Origin of the sequence: Actinomadura rifamycini DSM 43936, assembly GCF_000425065.1 — a bacterium.
Classification (GTDB): domain Bacteria; phylum Actinomycetota; class Actinomycetes; order Streptosporangiales; family Streptosporangiaceae; genus Spirillospora; species Spirillospora rifamycini.
Map to the genome: position 1 here is coordinate 12,149 of NZ_AULB01000037.1, position 18,674 is coordinate 30,822.

The following is an 18,674-nucleotide window of genomic DNA, read 5'->3' on the forward strand; positions in this document are numbered from 1 at the left end:
CCAGTGTGCCCGGCCGCCGGGTCAGGGGGTGGGCGGGGTGCCGCCGATGGCGGTGAGCCAGGCTGCGGCGGCGGTGTAGTCGTCGTCGTGGGTGCCGCGGCGGATCTCGGGGCGGACGCGGTCGGCGCGGGGGTAGGAGCCGACGTAGCGGACGTCGGCGCAGATGCGGCGCAGGCCCATCAGGGCCTCGCCGACGCGGGCGTCGCGGACGTGGCCCTCGAAGTCCATCCAGAAGAGGTAGGAGCCGAGGCCCGCGCCGGTGGGGCGGGACTGGATGAGGGTCAGGTTGATGCCGCGGACGGAGAACTCGGTGAGGATCTCCAGGAGGGCGCCGGGGTGGTCCTCGCCGATGAACGCGACGACCGTGGTGCGGTCGGTGCCGGTGGGCTCGGGCGGGGCGCAGGGGCGGCGCAGGACGATGAAGCGGGTGACGGCGTCGGCGATGTCGTGGATGTCCTCGGCGAGGACGGTGAGGCCGTAGCGGGCCGCGGCGAACGAGCCGGCGAGCGCGGCGTCGTAGTGGCCGTCGGCGACGCGCTGGGCGGCCTCGGCGTTCGACGTGGCCGCGTGCCATTCGGCGTGCGGGACGTTGTCGGCGAGCCAGCGGCGGCACTGGGGCTGCGCGATGGGGTGCGAGGCGACGGACTTGATGTCCTCGATCGCGGTGCCCGGACGGACGAGCAGGGCGAACGTCACGGGGAGGTGGATCTCGCCGACGATCTGCAGGGGCTCGCCGGTGGCGAGTTCGTCGAGGGTGGTGGGGACCGAGCCCTCGACGGAGTTCTCCAGCGCGACGACCGCGGCGTCGGCGTCGCCGCGGCGCAGGGCGTCCAGGACGGCCGGGACGGTCGCGTACGGGACCTGCTCGGCGTCGGCGGCGCCCGGGACCGACAGGAGCGCCGCCTCGGTGAACGTGCCGCGCGGACCCAGGAAGGCGTAGCGTTCCGGCCTGGCGTCTGCGGTCACGAGGTCCCCCGGCGGTGGTGTGGAAAGGCACGCCTGACGTGGGCGTGGCGAGAGAGACCGAGTCTACTTGCCGCCGTCAGGTGCGGGTCGTCGCCTCGTCGCCGAAGTCGGCGAGGGGGTCGTCCATGGAGACGACGGGGCCCTTGCCGAGGCGGGCGGCGCGCAGGGCCTGGTTCTCCTCGGGGGAGAGCCGCTCCATGGGCTGCCCCGCCTGGACGGCCTTGGCGTAGGTGCGCGTCTCGGTGCGCCCGTTGATGGAGCTGACGACGACGCCGTCGCCGACGGCGTTGAGCAGCGCGAGCGAGAAGGAGCGCCGCCCCGTCATCTCCTTGAGGGCGTCGTAGTGCACGATGGCGAGGTCGCGCAGGGCGCACTCGTCGACCGTGCCGCCCGCGATCTGGAGCTGACGCCGCAGCATGTGCCCGCATTCGTCGACGACCTGGTTCACCCGGTTGTGGGCCACCACCGCGATGGACAGGCCCACGACTCCGGCGACCAGGCCGGCGACGGCCACCGTGACCAATATCACGGGGTGAGCGTACCCACCTCCGCCCGCTTCTGCGAAGGATCCGGAGGGCTGCCGTCGCGCAGCGTCCTGTCGACGAGCCAGCGGCCGAGGACGAAGACGGACGCGATGGCCGCGAGACCGAACAGATCTTGGATCACACGGCCGAAGAATTCGGCGATATATCCGTGTTCGGGGCCGATCATCCGGGCCCCCCACCAGGGCAGCGGCCACAGGAAGTAGAACCACGTCGCCGCGCCGAAAAGACATCTTCGCGTGTCTCGCCCGTCGCCTACCAGAGCACCGATGACGGGGATCATCCAGACGAAGTGGTGAATCCACCCGACAGGGGACAGCAGGACGGACAGCAGGCCGGTGATCGAGACCCCGGCGAGCAGCAGGCCGTAGGACGCCGGGCGGTCCGCGGCCGGGAGGTGGTCGGTCCCCGGGAAGGTCCGGGACGGCGGCCCGGCGAGCGCGTCGGCGGCGTGGGTCGCGCGGAGCGCGAGCCGGAACCCGATGTACGCCATGGCCAGCCACAGGACGAGCCACACCGCGGACCGGGCGGTCCCCTCCGGCAGGACCCGCGCGACGATGCCGTTGATCGCCTGGTTCGTCGTCCCGTCGATGGCGCCCGTCCGGTCGCCGCCCTGCAGCAGCGCGCCGAACCAGTAGTCGACCGAGTCGGACGGCAGCAGCATGAACCCGAGCAGGGTCGCCCCGACGGCCGTCATGACGGCGTTGCCCGCGGCGCGGAACCGTCCGGTGACCAGGAAGTAGATGAGGAAGACGCCCGGCACCAGCTTGATCGCGACGGCGAGCCCGACGAGGACGCCGCGCGGCCAGCGCGGGGAGCGCGTGCAGCAGTCGGCCAGGCACATCGCGAGCAGGAACAGCCCGACCTGCCCGAAGCGGATCTGGTCCCGGTCCGGAAGGATCCACGCGGCCGCCCCGACGAGCGCGCCGGTCGCGAGCGGCGCCCAGCGCCCCGTCCGCCGGAGCAGGTCGCGGAACGCGTACCGGACGACGACCACGAGCGCCGCGTAGACCAGCGCCGTCCAGACGATCTGGGCCGCGCCCCACGGCAGCAGCGTGAACGGGACGGCGAGCGCGGCGGCGAACGGCGGGTAGGTGAAGGGGAGGAACTGCGGCGGCTGGGTGAGCACCTCGTACAGCGGCGCGCCCCGCAGTACCGCGCGTCCGCCCTCGCGGTAGACCTCGAGGTCGACGAGCCGCTGGTCGGGCGGGTTGGTGAGCCAGTGCGCGGCGATCGGCGCGATCGCGGCGGCGGCGACGGCGATCCCGGCCAGCACGATCAGCAGGTCCGCGGGCCTGCCGCCCGCCGCCCGAGATCCCTTGACCCACATTTCGCCGAGTCTATTTGCGCGGCCGCGTCCCCCGGCTCGCCGCGTGCGCCCGATCCCCTCGCCGCGCACCGGCGGCGCCGGGGCGATCCGGCGACGCCATACACTCGACGCCATGGTTCAGCGGGGGACGAGGGCCGGAATTCTCCTTGCGACCCTCGCTGCGGTGGTCGCCGGGGCGGCGGGGCTGTCGGTCCTGCTCGCTCCCCCGGCGGCGGCGGCGCCCGAGGGGCGCGTGGTCGTCGTCGGCGTTCCGGGGCTGCTGTGGAGCGACGTCGACCGGGAGGGCACGCCCGCGCTGTGGGGCCTGGTCGAGGACGGGTCGAGCGCGGCGCTGAGCGTGCGGACGACGCGGCGGCTGACGTGCCCGTCGGACGGGTGGCTCACGGTGTCGGCGGGCCAGCGGGCCCGGCTGCCGAACGGGAGCTGCGCGCTGCCCGCGACGCCCGCGACGTCGGGCGCGGGGGTCCCGCAAGGCGGGGCGGTCGCGCCGGGGTGGCCGGCGATCGTGAAGGACAACGCGGGCACCGGCTACCGCGCGAAGCCGGGGCTGCTCGGGGACGCGGTGCACGCGGCGGGCGGCTGCACGCTGGCGGTGGGGCCGGGCGCGGTGCTCGGGCTCGCCGACGGGAGCGGGCGGGTGGACCGGTACGCCGGCTCCCCCGGCGACGTCCGGTCGGCGGACTGGGCGGCGTGCCCGGTCGCGGCGGTGTCGGTGGACGACGTCTTCCGCGCGCACGTGGACGCCGGGGTGGACGCGGACGGCGACCCGGTCGAGTTGGGCGCGGACGAGCGGGCCGCGGCGGCGGCCGCGGCGGACCGCGAGGTCGCGCGGGTGCTGGCGGGCGTGCCGGACGGGACGACCGTGCTGGTCGCGGGACTCGCGGACGCGAGCGCGGACCCGCATCTGCACGTGGCGGCCGCGAAGGGCGACGGGTTCGGCGACGGGTACCTGACGTCGGGCGCGACGCGCCAGGAGGGTCTCGTGACGCTCACGGACCTGACGGCGACCGTGCTGCGGGAGCTGGGGCTGGAGCAGCCGGACGCCGCGGTGGGTTCGGTGTGGCGGGGCGAGGCCACGGACGACTCGGCGGCCGAGCAGGTCGAGGCGCTGGACGACGACGACGTGGCGGCGCAGGGGATCAGCGCCGTGCAGACGTCGTTCTACTGGGTGCTGTTCGCGGCGCAGCTCGTCGCGTACGGGGCCGCGGCGCTGGCGCTGCGGCGGCTCGGCGGGGACCGGCGGTCGCGGGCGCGGATCCTGGGCGGGACGCGGGTGATCGCGCTGTTCGGCGGCGCGGTCCCGGCGGCGACGTTCCTGACCGGGCTGCTGCCGTGGTGGCGGGCGTCGAACCCGACGGTGATGCTCGTCCTGACGGTGCTGGGGTTCGGGGCGCTGCTGACGGGGGTGTCGCTGGCGGGGCCGTGGCGCAGGTCGGTGTTCCTGCCGGGGCTGGTGATCACGGCGGTGACGGCGTCGGTCCTGGCGCTCGACGTGATGACGGGGTCGAACCTGCAGCTGAACACGCTGATGGGGTACACGGCGCTGATCGCGGGACGGTTCTACGGGTTCGGCAACCAGGCGTTCGCGCTGTTCGCGGTGGCGGCGATCCTGACGGCGGCGTGGCTGTCGGAGTTCCCGCTGCGGCGGGAGCGCAAGGCGGTCGCGGCGGCGCTGGTGGCGGTCATCGGGGTGGTCGCGGTCGCGGTGGACGGGCTGCCGGCGTGGGGCAGCGACTTCGGCGGGGTGCTGGCGATGGTGCCGGCGTTCGCGATGCTGGGGATGCTGGTGACGGGCCGGCGGGTGTCGCCGGTGAAGCTGGGGGCGTTCTGCGCGGCGGGCGCGGTGGTGGTGCTCGGCATCTCGTACTGGAACGCGCAGAGCGACAATCCGACGCATCTGGGGCGCTTCTGGAAGGACCTGGTGGCCGGCGAGGCGTGGAGCGTCGTCGTCCGCAAGTTCAACGCGATGATCGGCAGCCTCGGGTACTGGCCGTACACGGTGGCGCTGATCGCGGCGGTGGTCTTCCTGTTCTTCGTGCTGGCGCGGCCGACGCGGTGGCGGGTGTCGCTGCTGGGGCGGGCCTACGAGCACAGCCGGACGATGCGGCCCGCGGTGATCTGCGCGCTGGCGGTCGGGCTGATCGGCATGCTGGTGAACGACTCGGGCGTGGTGATCCTGTCGGTGGCGTTCAGCCTCGCGACGCCGCTGATGCTGGCGGCGGGGCTGCGGTCGCTGGAGATCGACCTGAACGCAGGCACAGAAGCACCAGTGCCAGCAGAAGCGCGAGCAGGATCCACGGGACGACCGTCGGCCGAACGGTCGTGAAGAGCCACGCCAGGTCGTCCGGCATCCTTGCGAGCTTCGGCGCGCGCGCGGGCAGGTAGGCGAGGCTGAGCGCGGTGGTGTGGGCGAGCAGGACCCAGTCGACGCGCGTCCACGGCAGCAGCGCGAGGAGCGCCCACCCGAACCCGTCGTACCAGGGCAGCGCGTAGGGGGCGGCGAGGAGCCACGCGAGGACGAACGCCGCCGAGACGCGCGTGTGCTCGGCGGCGCCGTCCCGGGGGAGGGCGCGGACGAGCAGCGCGAACAGCACGAGGGCGAGCAGCACCATGCCGATCTTGATGAGGTCGCGGTTGGAGCCGCGGCCCATCGCGTCGTCCAGCAGGTGCCAGGGGGTCGCGAACGACACCATGTCGCTGGCGCGGTTGATCTGGTCGAGGGCGTGCGGGCCGGCGAGGGCGTACCCGGCGGCGACGGCGGCTCCGGCGCCGCCGAACAGGGCGAGGAGGCGGAGCCGCGCGTGCCGGTCGCGGAGCAGGGTCCAGGCGGGGCCGCCGCCGACGAGCGCCGCGGGGAGCTTGATGGCCGCACCGGCGCCCGTCAGCGCGCCCGCCGCGAGGGCCCGCCCCCAGCCGCGTCCGGAGAACACGGCGAGCGCCGCGACCATGGGGGCGATGGCGAGGACGTCGTTGTGCCCGCCCGACACCAGTTGGTAGAGCAGCAGCGGGTTGCACGTCCATAGGAGGGCGGTGCGCAGGCGGCGCGCGCGCGTCCGGGACGTCTTGTAGAGGATCCACGCGGTGAGCGCGAACGCCGCGACGTTGAGCGCCGAGAGGGCGAACACGGTCAGCTTCACCGAGTCGCCGCCGACCCAGGACGCGAACGCCTGCCCGGCCGTCGTGATCGGCCCGTACACGCTGGGCGTCGTGCGCCACTCCTCCGGCGCGCCGATCACCGGGTCGTGCGGGACGTCCGCGGCGGTCGTCGCGTACGGGTCGTGCCCGGTGGCGGCCATCCGCCCGTACGACGCGTAGTTCAGGTGGTCGGCGGACCCGACGGGCGGCAGGAACACGAACGCGACGGCCGCGAGGAGGCCCGCCCCCACCAGCGGCAGCGGACGGACGGTCCAGCCGCGGCGCGCGGCGGCCATGCAGGCGCCCAGCCCGCCCGCGCCCAGGACGATGCCCGCGGCGACGAGGGCGGTCACCAGGTACGGCGACGGCGCGGTGTCGAGGGAGTAGGGGGGTTCGGCGGCGGCTCCGGGGAGCGCCGGCTGGAACGCGGACGGCCCGAGCAGGGCGGTCACGAGGAAGCACAGCGTGCTCGCGCCGAGGGCGGCGAGCCCGCAGCCGCCGAGTCCGGCCGGAGCCGGGCGGGTCACGGGCGGGGGCCGCGCACCCGGGCCAGCCGCCCGGCCACCGCGGGGTCGCGGACGGCCAGGGCCCGCGCCACGTCCCGCAGCTGCCGGGCCCGGTGCGCCTGCGCGCGCCAGTCGGTGCCGGTGGCGCGGTGCGCGAGCGGCACCTCCACCTCCGTCACCCGGAAGCCGCGGCGCAGCAGGTCGATGGTGAGGGCGGTCTCCACGCCGAACCCGGCGGCGAGCGGCCGGGCCGCCTCGAACGCCGGGCGGGTGAGGCAGCGCTGCCCGTTGAGCGGCTGGGTGGCCTCCCAGCCGGTGGCGCGGCGGATGCCCTCGCGGGACAGCCGCACGACGAGCCCGTGGCCGCCGAGCTTGACGGTGGTGGCGAACACCGCGATCGACATGTCGGCCTCGCCGCGCCGGACGGGCTCGACGAGCGGGGCCGCCTCGCTCGCGGTGCCGGCGAGGTCGGCGTCGAGGAACAGCAGGTGGCGGGGCTCCTCGCGGCCGTCCTCGAGCAGCTTGACGGCTTCGGCGCCGCTCTCCATGGCGCAGCCCTTGCCGCGGTTGCGGCCGTGCCGCACGACGCGCGCGCCGGCCCGTTCCGCCACCCGGGCGGTGCCGTCGGACGACCCGTCGTCGACGACCACGACGAGGTCGGCGCCCGGCAGTCCGCGGGCGGCCTCGACGGTGTCGGCGATGCGGTCGGCTTCGTCCTTGGCCGGAATGATCACCGCTACGTCCTGCATACCGGCGATCGTAGTGCGCGCACCGCACGCTCGTGCCGGTTCGGGCGGCGGTTCACCCGATGTTCCCGCGGTCGGTCCGGTGCGCGGTTCGGTGGTCGGTTCGGTCGGGTCAGCCGGCGTCCATGGCGGGCGCGGCCTCGGTCACGGTGAACACGGTGTCGAGCCCGGTGACCTGCAGGATTCGCTTGACGGCGGGGCGCGGGGCGGCGAGTTCGAGCGCGCCGCCCTGCTCCTTGAGCCGCTTCATGGCCGACAGCAGCACGTTCATGCCGGTCGAATCGCAGAACTCGACGCCGCTCATGTCGACCGTGATGCGGTCGACGCGGTCGCGCAGCAGGGCCGCGAGCGCGGCCTGCAGCCTGGGCGCCGTGTACAGGTCGAGCTCGCCGGTCGCCGTGACGACGGCGTGACCCCCTTGAGACGCGGTCGAGACGTTCAGCTCCACGTTCGGCACACTATCCCGCCGAAGGCCGATGGGCCAGACGGTTCGCGGAGTGCCCCATGACATGGGGGCGTCCGGGCGTGTCGCCCGTCCCGACCTGCCCATACCCTTTGCGTACTACGCACGGTAATGGGATGTTTTCGCCCTTGCTCGTGGCCGCGATCTTCGCCGTTCGCCCCTCGCGGCGGCCCCGTTTGGGGGACGCTGAACCCGAACGGCGGCGGACGGCTCCGCCGCCGCGCGGGCCGAGCATTGGGGGGTGCGCCGCACATGACGGCCGAAGAGCGCGAAGCGCGGCTGCGCGAACGCCTGGAGACGATCCGCGCGCGTTCCGCGAAGGCGAGCTCGTGGCGCTCGTCCACCGGGCACCTCACCCGGCTGGTGAACAAGGACGGCTTCGTCCCCGTCAAGGCGCGCCTCTCCCGGGAGGACGTCGCCTTCATCACCGGCGCCCGCGACGAGGTGCTGGCGTTCGCCGACCTGGCGCTGCGCCTGCTCGACCTGCACCGCCCCCAGGACGCGGGCGGCATCTCCAGCGACCCCGACCGCCCCATCCGCCGCTGCCGCGCCTGCATGACCCGCTGGCCCTGCGCGACCGTCCGGCTGATGACCGAAGCCGTCGAGGGCTGACGGGCGCCCCGCCGGGATCAGACCGGCAGGGAGATCTCGAAGCGGCAGCCCGTGCCGGAGTTGGCGACGCCGATCTCGCCGGCGTGGGCCTCGACGATGCCGCGGGCGATGGCGAGGCCGAGCCCGGCACCGCCGCCGGGGCTGCGCGCCGCCTCCCCGCGGAACGCGACGTCGAAGACGCGCGGCAGGTCGTCCTCGGGGATGCCGCCGCAGCCGTCCGCGACCGACACCCGCGCCCGCCCGTCCCGGACCTCCCCGACGATCTCCACGGTGCCGTCGCCGGGGGTGTGCCGGATCGCGTTCACCACCAGGTTGCGCAGCGCGCGGCCCAGCTCCCCCGTGTCGACCCGGACGGGCCCGGCGCCGCGCACGTCGCCGGTCAGCCGGACGCCCTTGGCGCGGGCGAGCGCCTCCGCGCCGGCGACCGCCTCCGCGACCAGGTCGGCCAGCCCGATCCGGCTGCGGGTCAGGCGCAGCGCGCCCGCGTGGATGCGGGACAGCTCGAACAGGTCGTCCACCATCTCCGTCAGCCGCTCCGCCTCCACCCGGATGCGGGCGTGGTAGCGGTGGACGGTCGCGGCGTCCGCGACGACCTCGTCCTCCAGCGCCTCGGCCATCGCGCGGAGCCCGGCGAGCGGGGTGCGCAGGTCGTGGCTCACCCACGCGACCAGCTCCCGGCGGCTGGCCTCCAGGGCCTGCTCCCGCTCGTGCGCGGCGGCGAGCCGCGCGTAGGCGGCGTCCAGCTCGCGGGACAGCTCGGCCAGCTCCGCCGGGAGGCGCACCGCGGGCGGGCGGAACCGGTCCGCGCGGACGGCCTCGACCAGCGCCCGGTTCGCCGCGACGAGCCGGCGGCCGAGCAGCAGCGACACCGCCGTCGCCACCAGGCCCGCGGACGCCACCACCGCGAGCACCACCGACCGGTCGTGGTCGTTGATCAGCATCAGCAGCGAGATGACGAGGATGCCCGCGACCGTCGCGAGGACGGTCGCGGCGCTCACCACCACGAGCTGCGTCGCGACCGACCGCCCGCGCAGCGCGTGCAGCAGGACGAGCGCGACGGCGGCCACGGTGCCCGCCGCGAGCGTCGCGTAGCAGGCGACGAGGAGCAGGTCGGCGAACGGGATCACGCGCCCTCCCCTTCCGCGGCGGGCTCGTAGCGGTAGCCGACGCCCCACACCGTGACGATCCGGCGCGGCGCGGTCGGGTCGTCCTCGATCTTCTCCCGGAGCCGCCGCACATGGACGGTGACGGTCGAGGCGTCCCCGAAGGACCAGTCCCACACCTGCTTCAGCAGCTCGTCGCGGGTGAACGCGCGGCGCGGGTGGCGGACGAGGAACGCGAGCAGGTCGAACTCGCGGGCCGTCAGCGCGAGGGGCGCGCCGTCCAGCACGGCCTCGTGCGCGGCGGCGTCCACGACGAGGCCGCCGTCGCGCCACGGCCCGCCCGGGCCCGCCGGGACGGACGGGACGGCGGGGCCGCGCGCCCGGCGCAGCACCGACTTCACCCGCAGCGCCAGCTCGCGGGGGCTGAACGGCTTGGTCACGTAGTCGTCCGCGCCGAGTTCGAGCCCGGCGAGCCGGTCGGTCTCGGCGCCGAGCGCGGTCAGCATCACGATCGGGACGGCCGAGGACGCGCGCAGCCGCCGGCACACCTCGAGCCCGCCGACGCCGGGCAGCATGAGGTCGAGGACGATCAGGTCCGGCGGGTGGTCGAGGGCCCGGCGCAGCGCCGTCCGCCCGTCCGCCACGCACGTCACCTCGTGTCCGTCGCGGGCCAGGTAGCGGGCCACGACCTCCGCGACCGTGGGGTCGTCGTCCACCACCAGGATGCGGCCGGGGGCGGTCACGGGGCCACCGGCCGGGGGGTTCTCTCGCACGTCACGGGTCCCAAGCTACGGACCCCGCCGGGCGGTTCACCGCACGCGTCACCACTCTGTAAGGACTCGGGAGCGGAGCGGAGCGGGGACTTCACACTCGGCGACGATCGACGCTTTAATGGCCGAATGCCGCAAACTCGCTCCGCGACCTCCACCGGCGCCGTCGTCGCGCTCATCATGGTCGGGGGCGCCCTCGCCACCGGCGTCGCGATCGTCCTCACGATCTTCCGGAACTACCACTCGCTCACGATGATCGAGTTCCGCGCGTCGACGGTGTACTTCCTGATGGAGTGCTTCTTCGTCGGCCTGGTCGTCGGGGGCTCGCTGGTGTTCACCCGTCCGCGCGGGCCGCTGGCCCCGATCGGGGCGGCGATCGCGGCGTTCGTGGCGATGGAGGTGGGCGTCCGGATCGGGGCGTACCTGGCCATCATGCTGTCGGTCCAGCGCTTCCCGGGCACAGGGCCGATCGGCGACCTCATGGAGCCCGCGCCGGTCAAGTTCATGTTCTACGAGCTGCTCGCGTCGCTGGTCGCCGCGGGGCTCGCGCTGGTGAAGGTGCTGATGTCGTCCGGCGCCGGGACGGCTCCCGCGTTCGGCCCCGGGGGGCCGGGGCAGCCGTTCGGCGCTCCCGGGCAGCCGCCGGCGGGGCCGCCGTACGGGGCGCCCGGCCAGCCCGCCCCGGGCCAGCCGATGCCGGGCCAGCCGATGCACGGCCAGCCCATGCACGGGCAGCCCGCTCCGGGGCAGCCGCAGCCGCCGGCCGGGCCGGCCGGGCCGGGCGGGTGGGCTCCGGGGCAGCCGATCGACCCGCCGCCCTCGCCGGGCGGGCAGCAGTACCCGGGCGCCCAGCCGCCGCCCGCCCCCTAGGGGCGTCCCCGACCCGCGTCGGGGTCGAGGTCGTCCTCCAGGGTGATGACGGGCGTCGGTGGCGCCGCCTACCGTGGAGGCATGGGCAAAACAATCCTGATGATCCTCGGCGTGGTGCTGGCGGTGTGGCTGCTGTTCACCGTCGTCGGCGCCATCCTGTCGATGCTCAAGTTCTTCTTCTTCATCGGGCTCGTCGCGGTCGTCGTCGTGCTCGCCGTCACCCTCGTCTCGAAGATGTCCAGAAGCGGCTAGGAACCGGGACACCTGTCCCTTGCCGCCCGCTCGCCGATGGCCGCATGATTGCGCGGTAAGTGTGCGGTTATCGGCGAAAGGACGCATCGTGCCTGGTCTGACCGAGATTCTGCGTGAGCGCGCGCGCTCGCACCCCGACCGCATCGCGTACATCGCGGGCGACGCGCGGATCACGTACGCGGACTTCGACCGCCGCGTCGACCGGGTGGCCGCGGCGCTCGCGGAGGCCGGCGTCGGCGCCGGCGACCGGGTCGCCATCCTCGACAAGAACTCGCTCGAGTACGCCGAGCAGCTGTTCGGGGCCGCGCGGATCGGCGCCGTGCAGGTCCCGGTGAACTACCGGCTGGCGCCCGACGAGGTGGCCTACATCGTCAACAACGCGCGCGCCAAGGTGTTCATCGTCGGGCCCGAGTTCGTCCCGGTGCTCGACGCGGTGCGCGACCGGCTCGAGCACACCACGCACGCGGTCGTCATCGACGGCGCGGACGGGCACGCCCACGTCGACTACGCCGCCTGGGTGAACGCCGCGCCCGACGCGGTCGCGGACGCCGAGATCGCGACGTCCGACGTGTTCGTGCAGCTCTACTCGTCGGGCACCACGGGCCGGCCCAAGGGCGTGATGCTCACGCACGACAACTTCCTCGCGGGCCTGCCGATGGTGAAGGACGCCTGGTACGTCGACGAGTCGAGCGTCCTCATGGTCGCGATGCCGATGTACCACGTCGCGGGCAACGTCCTGACGGTCTGCGCCGTGCACGAGGGCATCACGGGCGTGATCGCGCGGGAGCCCGACCCGACGCTGATCGCCCGCGCGATCGAGGAGCACCGGGTCACGCACATCTTCCTCGTCCCGGTGCTGCTGCAGTTCATGCAGCTGATCCCCGAGGTGGCCGAGGCCGACCTGTCCAGCCTCCGGCTGCTGATCTACGGCGCGTCGCCGATCAGCGAGGAGGTCCTGCGGGGCGCCATGCGGATGCTGCCGAACAGCGGGTTCATGCAGGTCTACGGGCTGACCGAGACGACCGGCGCGATCACCATGCTGCCGCCCGAGGACCACGACCCGGACGGCCCGAACACGCACCGGCTGCGCAGCGCGGGCCTGCCCAACACGGTCACCGAGCTGCGGATCGTCGATCCGGCGTCGGGCGAGGAGCAGCCGGCCGGGCAGGTCGGCGAGATCCTCTGCCGCACCCCGCAGAACATGAAGGGCTACTGGGAGCTGCCGGACGCGACGTCCGCGGCGCTGCCGGGCGAGGGCTGGTTCCGCACCGGCGACGTCGGCTACCTCGACGAGGACGGCTACCTCTACATGCACGACCGGGTCAAGGACATGATCATCTCGGGCGGGGAGAACATCTACCCGGCCGAGGTCGAGAACGCCCTGATGAGCCACCCGGACGTCACCGACTGCGCGGTGATCGGCGTCCCGCACGAGAAGTGGGGCGAGACGCCGAAGGCCATCGTCGTCCTGTCCGCCGACGTCTCCGAGCAGGACCTCATCGACTTCTGCCGGGAGCGCCTCGCGCACTTCAAGTGCCCGTCCTCGGTGGAGCGCCGCGACGAGATCCCGCGCAACCCGACCGGCAAGATCCTCAAGCGGGAGCTGCGCGCCCCCTACTGGGAGGGCCGGGACCGGGCGGTCCACTAGCCCGCGCCGGCCTCCGCGAGCGCGCGCCGCGCGACGTCGGCGAGGTGGCCGGGGCACCGCCGGCGGGCGGGCCCCGGCCCCTCCTTGTCCTGGTACTGGTTCGGCCGGAGGAACGCGCGCTTCTCGGGGTGCTCGTAGGGCAGCGTGCCGAGGAACGAGTCGTACACGAGCGGGACGAGCCGGGCGAGCTGCGGCGGCGTGTACGTCTCCGGCGGCTCGGCCGTGCGGCCGTCGGTCAGCGGAAGCGGACGGCCGCCGACAGCGGGCGGTGGTGCGACTCCTCCACCGGCTCCGCCGGGACGCCGCAGGACACGCTCGCCGACTTCGACATGAAGATGAAGTCGTTCTTCTCGACGGCGGTGCCGCGCCAGTCCTGGAGGGTCTCGTCGCCCGTCCGGGTCGTGCCGGGGCCCTGGTCGCACTCGTTGTAGGCGTCGTAGAGGGGGTCGAGGGCCGCGCTCTTCGGGCCGTCCGCCAGGTCGCCGCCGACGACCACGCGGCCCGACCCGGCGATCCCGGCGAGCGCTTCGGCCTGCTTCGTCCGCCACTCCCCGGCGGGGTCGGCCTCGGCGGGGGTGAACTGCGTGACGCACACGCGGGCGCGCCACGCGTCGACCTCGCCGCACAGCGCGATCCGCCCGGCGCCGTCGGGGGCGGGCAGCTTCTCGGTCTTCTCCGCGGCGAGCGCCGCCTCGGTGCCGATCGCGAGGCCGAGCCGGCCCTGCTCGTCCGCGCACTCCCCGCCGTCCGGGTACTCGGCGAACGTCCAGCTCCAGCCGTCGAGCCCGTCCTCCTCGCGGAGCGTCTCCACCTGCCCCTCGCAGACCTCCTGCAGCAGGACGGCGTTCGGTTCGACGTCGCGCCCGCCGACCACCGTCTTCCCGGCGCGCTCGGCGATCCGCTCGGCCAGCTCGTCGGGGTCGCCGCCGAGCGGGCAGCCGGGGCGGGCCTCGCCGCACACGTTCCAGGTCACCGCGTTCACCGTCGCCGACGGGAGCTCGCGCACCGCGCTGTCGGCGTGGGCGGGGCCGCCGCCGGGCACGCCCTTGATCGCGGCGCCGGCGCCGGCGATCGTGACGACCACGGCGGCGGCCGTCACGGAGAGCAGGGGAATCAGGGCGCGGGGGGTACGCACACGTGCTCCATGTGGGGGAACTGCGGGGGGGCGACGTCGGAATCTCACCACATCAAGATCGCCACCGCCACCGGTTCCCGGCGACTCGGCCCTGCAAAATATGACAATTCAACCGCTTGACAGGTGTCCGAAACCCGCCCCGCACGGCGTTCACCGACCGCAGAAGGCCGGGCGCGCGCCCACCGGCGCGCACCCGGCCCGACCGTCCGCGGCGTCCGCCCGTCCCGCTAGTCGAGCAGCTCCACGACGGTCCCGGCACCGACCGTCCGGCCGCCCTCGCGGATCGCGAAGCCGAGCCCGGCGGCCATCGCGACCGGCCTGCCGAGGTCCACCGCCATCTCGACGTCGTCGCCCGGCACCGCCATGCCGCCCGCACCGAGGTCCACCGACCCGACCACGTCCGTGGTCCGGAAGTGGAACTGCGGCCGGTACCCGTGGAAGAACGGCCTGCTCCGGCCGCCCTCCGCCGCGGTCAGCACCCGCACCCGCGCCCGGAACCGCAGGTGCGGCCGGATCGAGCCCGGAGCGCTCACGACCTGCCCGCGGCGCACGTCCGTCCGCTGGACACCGCGCAGCAGGACCGCCGCGTTGTCCCCCGCCTCGGCGTGCTCCATCGCCTGCCCGAACGTCTCCAGGCCGGTGACGACGGACGTCAGGGTCCGCTCGTCCAGCCCGACGATCTCGACCTCGTCGCGCAGCCGCACCGCGCCCTGCGCCACCACGCCGGTCACGACCGTGCCGCGCCCGGTGATGCTCAGCACGTTCTCGACCGGCATCAGGAACGGCTTGTCGAGCACCCGCTCCGGCACCGGCACGTACGCGTCCACCGCGTCGAGCAGGTCGCCGATCCGGGCCGTCCAGTACGGGTCGCCCTCCAGCGCCCGCAGCCCGGACACCCGGACGACCGGGACGTCCTCGCCCGGGAACCCGTACTCCGACAGCAGCTCCCGGACCTCCAGCTCGACCAGGTCGAGCAGCTCGGCGTCCTCCACCGCGTCGGCCTTGTTCAGCGCCACCACGATGTGCCGGACCCCGACCTGGCGCGCCAGCACGACGTGCTCCCGCGTCTGCGGCATCGCGCCGTCCTGCGCCGACACGACGAGGACGGCCCCGTCGATCTGCGCCGCACCGGTGATCATGTTCTTCACGTAGTCGGCGTGGCCGGGCATGTCGACGTGGGCGTAGTGCCTGGTCGCGGTCGAGTAGTGCACGTGCGCGATGTTGATCGTGATGCCGCGGTCGCGCTCCTCGGGGGCGCGGTCGATCCCCGCGAACGGGACGGCCGACGCCAGCCCGCGGTCGGCGAGCACCTTCGTGATCGCGGCGGTCAGGGTCGTCTTGCCGTGGTCGACGTGCCCCATCGTGCCGATGTTCAGGTGCGGCTTGTCGCGTTCGAAGACCTGCTTGGCCATGGTTTCCGTCCTCACTCCTGGCTGGAAGGTGAGAACCCGCGCGGGCGCCGGGCGTCCGCGCGTCCTCCCGTCCACCCCCCTCCGCTGGTTCTCCGGAGGCGGGACGGAGAGGGGTCAGCGTCGCAGGCCGTCGAAGGCCGCCGCGTCTGCCGCCGCCGCGAAGAAGGCGGCCGGCACCGCGCTCGGCAGAACGGTGTCTGCGAGCGTCCGGGCGCCGGCTGCGAAGAACATGCCCCGGACACTACGGCGCGTCCCCCGCCGCGTCGATCGAATTTCCGCCCGGACCGTCCGGCGGCCCGCCCCGGTCGCGGGACCTCGGGAAACCGCGACCTAGACTGCGAGTGTGACGGAGACGACAGCGCACGAGCACCGGGTCACCAGTGAGGTCGGGCGGCTGCGGACCGTCCTGCTGCACCGGCCCGGCGCGGAACTGAAGCGGCTCACCCCGCGCAACAACGACAAGCTGCTGTTCGACGGGATCCCCTGGGCCGGACGGGCGCAGGAGGAGCACGACGCGTTCGCCGAGGCGCTGCGGTCGCGGGACGTCGAGGTCCTGTACGTGACGGAGCTCCTCCAAGACGCGCTGGAGTACGAGAACGCGCGGGAGCAGGCCATCGCGGACGCGATCGTCGACCTGCGGCTCGGCGACCAGCTCCGCCGCGTCGTCGAGGGGTACCTGCGCGACCTCGACCCCGAGGACCTCGCGCACACGCTCGTCGCCGGCCTGGCCCACGAGGAGCTGAAGGCGGGCCACGGGCTGGTCTACCGGCTCCTCGACGAGCAGGACTTCATCGTCGACCCCGTGCCGAACCTGCTGTTCACCCGCGACCAGAGCGTCTGGATCGGCGACCGGGTCGCGGTGACGAGCCTCGCGACGGACGCGCGGCGCCGCGAAGCCGACCTCGTGGGCCTGCTGTACGCGCACCACCCGCGCTTCGCGGGCGTCGAACCGGTGTACGGGCCGTCCCTGGAGCACCTGGAGGGCGGCGACGTCCTGCTGCTGGGCCCCGGCGTCGTCGCGGTCGGGACGGGCGAGCGGACGACCCCCGCGGGCGTCGAGCGGCTCGCGCGGCAGGTGATCGGCGCGGGCCTCGCCCGCACCGTCCTCGCCGTCCCCATCGCGCAGGAGCGCGCGACCATGCACCTGGACACGATCTGCACGATGGTCGACCTCGACACGGTCGTCATGTACCCGCCGGTCGCGCACTCGCTCGTCGCGTACACGGTCACGCTGGACGACGGCGACCTGCGGGTCGAGGAGCCGCGCCCGTTCCTGGAGGCCGCCGCGAGCGCCATGGGCCTCGACCGGCTCAAGGTCATCGACACCGGCCTCGACCCCGTCACCGCCGAGCGGGAGCAGTGGGACGACGGCAACAACACGCTCGCCGTCGCGCCCCGGCTGTGCGTCGCCTACGAGCGGAACATCGAGACGAACGCGCAGCTGGAGGCGGCGGGCATCGAGGTGATCCGGATCGGCGGCAGCGAGCTCGGATCCGGCCGGGGCGGGCCCCGCTGCATGTCGTGCCCGATCCTGCGGGACGCCCCGTAGCCGTCACGCGGGTGCGAGGACCGCGCCGCGCTCCAGCTCCACGCGGGAGCCGGTGAACCGCGCCCGCAGCCGCCGGTCGTGCGTCACGACCACCAGCGCGCCCCGGTAGGCGGCCAGCGCCTCCTCCAGCTGCTCCACGAGCATCGGCGACAGGTGGTTCGTCGGCTCGTCCAGCAGCAGCAGGTCGACCGGCTCGCTCACCAGCCGCGCCAGCTCGATCCTGCGGCGCTGCCCGTGCGACAGCGCGCCCACGCGCAGCCCCAGCTCCGACGGCCGGAACAGCCCGAGGGCCAGCAGCGCGTCCGCGTGCTCGTCCGGGGTGCCGGGACGGCCGTGCGCGTAGGCGCCCAGCACCGTGCGGTCCGCCGGGCCCGCCCGGCCGTCCTGCCGCAGGAACCCGACCCGGCCCGTGCGCCGCACCGCGCCGGCGTCCGGCCGCAGCTCCCCGGCGAGCACCCGCATCAGCGTCGTCTTCCCCGCGCCGTTCGGGCCGGTCACGAGCACCCGCTCGCCCGCCCGCACCGTCAGGGCGTCCACGCGGAGGCGCCCGCCGACGACCACGCCGTCGAGGGCGGCCGCCTCGGGTGCCGCGGCGCCCGCGGTGGCGAGCGCGGCGGTGAAGCGCAGCGGCTCGGGGGGCGGCGGCGCCGGATGGTCGTCGAGCCACCGCAGCCGCTGCCGCGCCTGCCGGATCCGTCCCGCGGCGCCGTGGGTCCGCGAGCGCGCGCGCCAGGCGCCGGTGCCCATGCCCGCCTGCGTCATCTTGCGGGGGATGGCCGCCAGCCGTCCCGCGTTGGCCGTGACCAGGTCCGCGTGGCGGCCCCGCTCCGCCTTCCACTCCTCGTGCGCGCGCGCCTGCGCGGCCCGCTCGGCGGCCTTCGCCGCGAGGTACCCCGCGTAGCCGTCGCCGTAGCGCCGCACCCGCCCGGCGTCGACCTCCAGGACGGTCGTCGTCACCCGTTCGAGGAACGTCCGGTCGTGCGTGATCGCCACGACCGTCCCGCGATGCGCGCGGAGCCGCCGCTCGAGCCAGGCGACGGCCCGGTCGTCGAGGTCGTTGGTCGGCTCGTCCAGCAGCAGCAGTTCGGGATCGGACGCCAGGACGGCCGCGAGGGCGAGCCGGGACCGTTCGCCGCCCGAGAGCGTCCCGAGCGCGCGGCCCCGGTCGAGGCCGGGCAGCCCGAGCGCGTGCAGCGCGGCGTCCACCCGCGCGTCGGCCTCGTAGCCGCCGCGGGCCTCGAACTCGGCGACGAGCGCCGCGTACGCGTGCAGGCCGTCGCCGTCCCCGTCGAGGTCGCGTTCGGCCGCCCGCATCCGGGCCTCCAGCGCGCGGAGGTCGGCCAGCGCCAGGTCGACGGCCTCGCCCACCGTCGCGCGGTGCGGCAGGTCGAGCGCCTGCGGCAGGTGCCCGAGTCCGCCGGGCGCGACCACCGTGACGTCCCCGTTCTCCGGCCGCACGGCCCCCGCCATCAGGCCGAGCAGCGTCGACTTGCCGGACCCGTTGTCGCCGATCACGCCGATCCGCTCGCCGGGCTTCACCGTGAGCGACACCCGGTCGAGGACGACGCGGTCGCCGTAGCGCTTGGTGGCCTCGACGAGCGCCAGTTGACTCGCGGTACGCAGAAGGCCCCACCT

17 protein-coding genes and 1 pseudogene are annotated in these 18,674 nt (G+C 74.6%); 6 read left to right on the top strand and 12 right to left on the bottom strand.

Translation table 11 applies throughout. The features are described from left to right. Positions 1-21 precede the first annotated feature (21 nt). From pheA to H505_RS45095, 3 genes are all read right to left on the bottom strand, one after another. Complete coding sequence (pheA, locus tag H505_RS0129460; RefSeq protein WP_026404843.1) at positions 22-966, bottom strand: prephenate dehydratase; 945 nt, start codon at positions 964-966, stop codon at positions 22-24. A 76-nt stretch (positions 967-1,042) separates the two neighbouring features. Next, complete coding sequence (locus H505_RS0129465) at positions 1,043-1,495, bottom strand: DUF4446 family protein (protein WP_026404844.1); 453 nt, start codon at positions 1,493-1,495, stop codon at positions 1,043-1,045. Beyond that, on the bottom strand, positions 1,492-2,838 hold the full coding sequence (locus H505_RS45095; protein ID WP_084550966.1) for a glycosyltransferase 87 family protein: 1,347 nt from the start codon (positions 2,836-2,838) through the stop codon (positions 1,492-1,494). Before H505_RS45095 ends, H505_RS0129465 begins: the two co-directional genes overlap by 4 nt. Positions 2,839-3,001: 163 nt before the next feature. Between H505_RS45095 and H505_RS52060 the strand changes: the two genes are divergently transcribed. Beyond that, complete coding sequence (locus H505_RS52060; protein WP_051301307.1) at positions 3,002-5,164, top strand: hypothetical protein; 2,163 nt, start codon at positions 3,002-3,004, stop codon at positions 5,162-5,164. A 502-nt stretch (positions 5,165-5,666) separates the two neighbouring features. Here the strand turns inward: H505_RS52060 and mptB are convergent. The 3 genes and pseudogenes from mptB to H505_RS45110 form a co-directional block, all read right to left on the bottom strand. Next, a pseudogene (gene mptB / locus H505_RS52920) lies at positions 5,667-6,500 on the bottom strand (polyprenol phosphomannose-dependent alpha 1,6 mannosyltransferase MptB); the annotation flags it as partial. Beyond that, the gene (locus H505_RS0129485) at positions 6,497-7,228 is read right to left on the bottom strand and encodes a glycosyltransferase family 2 protein (protein WP_034520459.1); all 732 of its coding nucleotides are present in this window, start codon (positions 7,226-7,228) and stop codon (positions 6,497-6,499) included. The pseudogene mptB and the gene H505_RS0129485, both read right to left, overlap by 4 nt. Positions 7,229-7,337: 109 nt before the next feature. After that, positions 7,338-7,673, bottom strand: a complete 336-nt coding sequence (locus H505_RS45110) for an STAS domain-containing protein (RefSeq protein ID WP_051301314.1) — start codon at positions 7,671-7,673, stop codon at positions 7,338-7,340. A gap of 267 nt (positions 7,674-7,940) precedes the next feature. Between H505_RS45110 and H505_RS0129495 the strand changes: the two genes are divergently transcribed. Beyond that, a complete protein-coding gene (locus H505_RS0129495) occupies positions 7,941-8,300 on the top strand; it encodes a hypothetical protein (RefSeq protein WP_026404847.1) in 360 nt (119 codons plus the stop codon). 17 nt (positions 8,301-8,317) lie between these two features. On the opposite strand, the gene H505_RS0129500 is transcribed toward H505_RS0129495, so the two are convergent. After that, positions 8,318-9,427 carry a sensor histidine kinase gene (locus tag H505_RS0129500; RefSeq protein ID WP_026404848.1) on the bottom strand — a complete coding sequence of 370 codons (1,110 nt, stop codon included), beginning with the start codon at positions 9,425-9,427 and terminating at the stop codon, positions 8,318-8,320. Then, on the bottom strand, positions 9,424-10,146 hold the full coding sequence (locus H505_RS0129505; protein WP_026404849.1) for a response regulator transcription factor: 723 nt from the start codon (positions 10,144-10,146) through the stop codon (positions 9,424-9,426). The genes H505_RS0129500 and H505_RS0129505 overlap by 4 nt, the downstream gene beginning before the upstream one ends. Before the next feature lie 156 nt (positions 10,147-10,302). Between H505_RS0129505 and H505_RS0129510 the strand changes: the two genes are divergently transcribed. The 3 genes from H505_RS0129510 to H505_RS0129520 all read left to right on the top strand — a co-directional run bounded on the left by H505_RS0129510 (position 10,303) and on the right by H505_RS0129520 (position 12,943). Beyond that, positions 10,303-11,043, top strand: a complete 741-nt coding sequence (locus H505_RS0129510; RefSeq protein WP_026404850.1) for a hypothetical protein — start codon at positions 10,303-10,305, stop codon at positions 11,041-11,043. Positions 11,044-11,124: 81 nt separating this feature from the next. Next, a complete protein-coding gene (locus H505_RS50750; protein WP_169528874.1) occupies positions 11,125-11,295 on the top strand; it encodes a hypothetical protein in 171 nt (56 codons plus the stop codon). An 88-nt stretch (positions 11,296-11,383) separates the two neighbouring features. Beyond that, positions 11,384-12,943: a long-chain-fatty-acid--CoA ligase gene (locus tag H505_RS0129520; RefSeq protein WP_026404851.1), complete on the top strand. Its 1,560-nt coding sequence runs from the start codon at positions 11,384-11,386 to the stop codon at positions 12,941-12,943. Here the strand turns inward: H505_RS0129520 and H505_RS50175 are convergent. From H505_RS50175 to tuf, 3 genes are all read right to left on the bottom strand, one after another. Next, positions 12,940-13,110 carry a hypothetical protein gene (locus tag H505_RS50175; protein WP_157433176.1) on the bottom strand — a complete coding sequence of 57 codons (171 nt, stop codon included), beginning with the start codon at positions 13,108-13,110 and terminating at the stop codon, positions 12,940-12,942. The genes H505_RS0129520 and H505_RS50175 overlap by 4 nt on opposite strands. Before the next feature lie 68 nt (positions 13,111-13,178). Continuing rightward, on the bottom strand, positions 13,179-14,078 hold the full coding sequence (locus H505_RS0129530; protein ID WP_026404852.1) for an endonuclease/exonuclease/phosphatase family protein: 900 nt from the start codon (positions 14,076-14,078) through the stop codon (positions 13,179-13,181). A 227-nt stretch (positions 14,079-14,305) separates the two neighbouring features. Further along, complete coding sequence (gene tuf / locus H505_RS0129535; RefSeq protein ID WP_026404853.1) at positions 14,306-15,490, bottom strand: elongation factor Tu; 1,185 nt, start codon at positions 15,488-15,490, stop codon at positions 14,306-14,308. 343 nt (positions 15,491-15,833) lie between these two features. Between tuf and H505_RS0129545 the strand changes: the two genes are divergently transcribed. After that, on the top strand, positions 15,834-17,039 hold the full coding sequence (locus H505_RS0129545) for an arginine deiminase (RefSeq protein ID WP_026404854.1): 1,206 nt from the start codon (positions 15,834-15,836) through the stop codon (positions 17,037-17,039). 3 nt (positions 17,040-17,042) lie between these two features. Here the strand turns inward: H505_RS0129545 and H505_RS0129550 are convergent, their stop codons facing one another. Beyond that, positions 17,043-18,662, bottom strand: a complete 1,620-nt coding sequence (locus H505_RS0129550) for a TlrC/CarA/OleB/SrmB family ABC-F type ribosomal protection protein (protein ID WP_026404855.1) — start codon at positions 18,660-18,662, stop codon at positions 17,043-17,045. Positions 18,663-18,674: the final 12 nt, after the last annotated feature.